The organism is Amycolatopsis sp. CA-128772, assembly GCF_002904295.1.
In the GTDB taxonomy this organism is placed as follows: Bacteria; Actinomycetota; Actinomycetes; order Mycobacteriales; family Pseudonocardiaceae; genus Amycolatopsis.
In genome coordinates this window covers 1-3,368 of record NZ_PPHG01000004.1, presented here as the reverse complement: position 1 = coordinate 3,368, position 3,368 = coordinate 1, and the positions used below count along the sequence as shown (strand labels likewise).

Here is a 3,368-nt window from a genome sequence, read left to right as displayed (position 1 = left end):
GGCGGGAGCGGGGGCGCTGGAGCTGCCCGACGAAGCGGTGTCGCTGCCGCTGCACGCGGTCAGGGTCAGCGCGGCGGCCGCGGTCAGACCGATACCGGCGATACGAAGGTTACGCACGAGAATTCACTCCAATTGATTACGCGGCTGAGGCTGCCGAACCGGCGAGAACCTCTTGTTGCCAGTGATTCGATGCCCGGCGGGAACCGGATTGGTCGATGGGGAAAGAAATTCTCAAGCTGCGGTGAACGTGACGTTGTGCCACCCTGTTGCCCCGTCGGGCACGGTGCCCGCCCGCTGGTCGGTCTGGGTGTAGCCGGACTTGTCGGTGGCGCGGCAGAACACCTGGTGCACCCCGGCCGGGACGTCGACCTCGGTCCACCACATCCGCCACGTGTTGAGGTTGACCTCCTGCGACAACGTCGTCTCCTGCCACGGGCCCTGGTCGACGCGCACTTCGACCTTCTCGATCCCGGTGTGCTGCGCCCACGCGACCCCGGCGACCCGCACCTTGCCCCGTTGGACGTTGGCGAAGCCGCGGTGGGAGTCGATGCGTGACTCGGTTTTGATCGGCGCCTCCTGGCTCCAGCCGCGTTTGAGCCAATATGCCTGCCGCGCGGCCCACGTCGTGACCTCGATGTCCACGACCCACTTCGTCGCCGAGACGTACCCGAAGAGGCCGGGTGTGACCAGCCGGGCCGGGAACCCGTGCTCCAGCGGCAAGGGCTCGCCGTTCATCCCGATCGCGAGCATCGCACCGCGGCCGCGGTCTTGTGCGGCCGCGACCGGGGTGCCGGACGTCCAGCCGTCGACGCTGGTGCAGAACAGCTGCTCGGCGCCCGGCTTCACACCGGCCTCGGCGAGCAGGTCGGCCAGGTCGACGCCGATGAAGTTCGACGTCGACACGTAGTCGCCGCCGACCTCGTTGGACACGCACGTCATGGTGACGGTGCGCTCGACCAGCGGCCGGTTGCGGATGTCGCCGTAGGTGTAACGGATTTCGCGGTTCACCATGCCGTGCAGCCGCAGGCTCCAGTCCTCGGTGCGCAATTGCGGCACCGACAACGCGGTGTCGACGCGGTAGAACTTGTTGTTCGGCGTGAGGAACGGCGGCGTACCCAGTTTCGGGAAGCCCGCGTCGGCCGGGATCGTCGGCGCGGTGCGCGCCGGGACCAGCTTGCCGACGGCTTCGCGGGACGCGGTGGCGTCGCGGGACGAGCTGATCAGCTGCCCGCCCAGCCCGGCCGCGCCGGCGCCGACGACCACGCCGGCACCACCGAGCAAGAACGCCCGCCGTGACGTGCCGGCCTTCTCCTTCGCGTCCGGCTCCCGCCACACCCGCGGCGCGATCCGGTGCAGCAGCAGGAACACGGCGATGCCCACGACCAGGCTGGCGATCGGCGCCAGCAACGCGACGAGGGTCAGGTCCGGACGCTGGGAAACAGCGAACACACCCACGAGACCGAACAGGGCGATGATCACCGTGCCAGGCACCGGGGACCGCCGCGAAAGGACGCCGGCCAGGGCAGCGACGCCCGCCATGACCACGGCCATGCTGCCCAGCAGCACCAGCTTGTCGTAGGTACCGAAAGTGCGGACGGCGAAGTCCTTCAGCTCGACCGGGGTGAGGTCGATGGCGCCGTTGCCGACCGCGAGGTAGGGGGAAGCGTTGACGCTGATGAACCCCGCCACCAGGTGCCCGGCCGCCAGCGCCGCGGCCAGCGCGAGGACACCGGTGAACGCAGCAGCGAAGAATCGCAGCCGGGCACGCGGCGGTGCTTCCGGCACTTCCGGGTCGAGCTCGGTAGCGGTCATATCAGGAATTCGAAGCGACGCTGCCGAAGTATTGGTCCTGCTGTCTGCGTCACACCGGATCGGGTGACAGAAGGGGATGCTCACGAGCAGCTGAGGCCGGCCCTGGCGGAATGCCGGCGGCCGAGGTCGTGACGCCACCCAATCCATTGTGGACAGGCGGACTCCGCTCCTCCGCGCGGGTGACCAGCTGGAATTCTCGTCACAACACCAATCCGAGTGGGCCGGCCGGGACGAACTCCTCGTGACACGCCGCCGACCGCGGCCCGTGACTCGGCACCCGCCGGGAAAGGCAGGTGCCATGACCGCCCACGCAGTCGCGTTCCGCACCGTCACCGGTCCGGAGCCGGAAACCACACCGGAACAGCTGCTCGCCCGCAGCGCCCTCGGTGACGAGCAGGCCTTCGCCGCGCTCTACGACCAGCTGGCCGGCCCGATCTTCGGCACCGTGTTCCAGGTGCTGCGCTCCCGGGCTCATGCGGAGGAAGTCACCCAGGAAGTCCTGCTCGAGATCTGGCGCAAGGCGGCGACGTTCGACGCCGGACGGGCCCGCGTGCAGACCTGGGCGCTGACCATCGCGCACCGGCGCGCGATCGACCGGGTCCGGTCCGAGCAGGCGTGCGTCAACCGGGAGGAGCGAGCCGACCGGCTGGACCTGCGTCATCCCTACGACGACGTCACCGAGACGACGCTGGACCGGCTCGACCGGGCGCAGGTCCGCGCCGCGCTGGCGGTGTTGACCGATCTGCAGCGGGAGTCGATCCTGCTGGCCTACTTCCAGGGTTACACCTGCCGGGAGGTCTCCGAGAAACTCGGTGTCGCGGTCGGCACCGTCAAGACCCGCATGCGCGACGGCCTGATCCGCTTGCGCGACGCTCTGGGAGTGCACCGATGACCACCGCCGACGCCCACATCCTCGCCGGCGCCTACGCCCTCGACGCGGTCGACGACCTCGAACGCGCCGCGTTCACCCGGCACCTGAGCGAATGCCCGGTCTGCGCCGAGGAAGTCGCCGGGTTCCGCGAGACCGCGGCCCTCCTGGGCATCGCGGCCGCCCTCGGCCCGGACGAGAACTTCCGCCGGCGGGTGCTCGCCCGGATTTCCCAAACACGGCAGCACCCTCCTCGGGTCGCCGCCGAGCCGACCTCTCCCGCGCGACGCACCCCGTGGCGCAAGCGTGCACTGATCGGGATCGCGTCCGTCGCCGCGGCGGCAGCGGTGCTCGCCGGCGGCATCAGCATCGGGCTGGACCAGTCGGTCTCCGGCCGCCCGGTGCCGGTGGCCGACGGCCGCGCGGTGACGTCCGCGCCCGACGCGACCACCGTGCGCACGGCCGTGGCCGGCGGCGGCTCGGTCACGGCCACAGCCTCCCGGCAGCTGGGCAAAGTCCTCATCGCCGCGCAGGCCCTGCCGCGGCTGGACGCCGGCCACGCCTACGAGGTGTGGCTGACCGGCCCGGATGCGCCACGCTCGGCGGGCCTCATCCGCCCTCAAGGCACCGTCGAAGCCGTCCTCCCCGCCGGCACCGACGGGGTCGCGGTGACCGTCGAGCCCGCCAC

General features: G+C 70.7%; 3 protein-coding genes. 2 read left to right on the top strand and 1 reads right to left on the bottom strand.

The window, feature by feature from the left end:
* Positions 1–231: 231 nt before the first annotated feature.
* A complete protein-coding gene (locus tag C2L59_RS01565; protein ID WP_233223214.1) occupies positions 232–1,812 on the bottom strand; it encodes a molybdopterin-dependent oxidoreductase in 1,581 nt (526 codons plus the stop codon).
* Positions 1,813–2,110: 298 nt separating this feature from the next.
* Between C2L59_RS01565 and sigK the strand changes: the two genes are divergently transcribed.
* Complete coding sequence (sigK, locus tag C2L59_RS01560; RefSeq protein ID WP_103347709.1) at positions 2,111–2,704, top strand: ECF RNA polymerase sigma factor SigK; 594 nt, start codon at positions 2,111–2,113, stop codon at positions 2,702–2,704.
* Positions 2,701–3,368: anti-sigma factor domain-containing protein (locus tag C2L59_RS01555; protein ID WP_103347708.1), on the top strand; the 668-nt coding region annotated here is incomplete at its 3' end. The genes sigK and C2L59_RS01555, both read left to right, overlap by 4 nt.

Excerpts from the sequence above, each read along its gene's own strand:
- C2L59_RS01565 (WP_233223214.1), bottom strand. The coding sequence starts at position 1,812 with ATGACCGCTACCGAGCTCGACCCGGAAGTGCCGGAAGCACCGCCGCGT.
- sigK (WP_103347709.1), top strand. The coding sequence starts at position 2,111 with ATGACCGCCCACGCAGTCGCGTTCCGCACCGTCACCGGTCCGGAGCCG.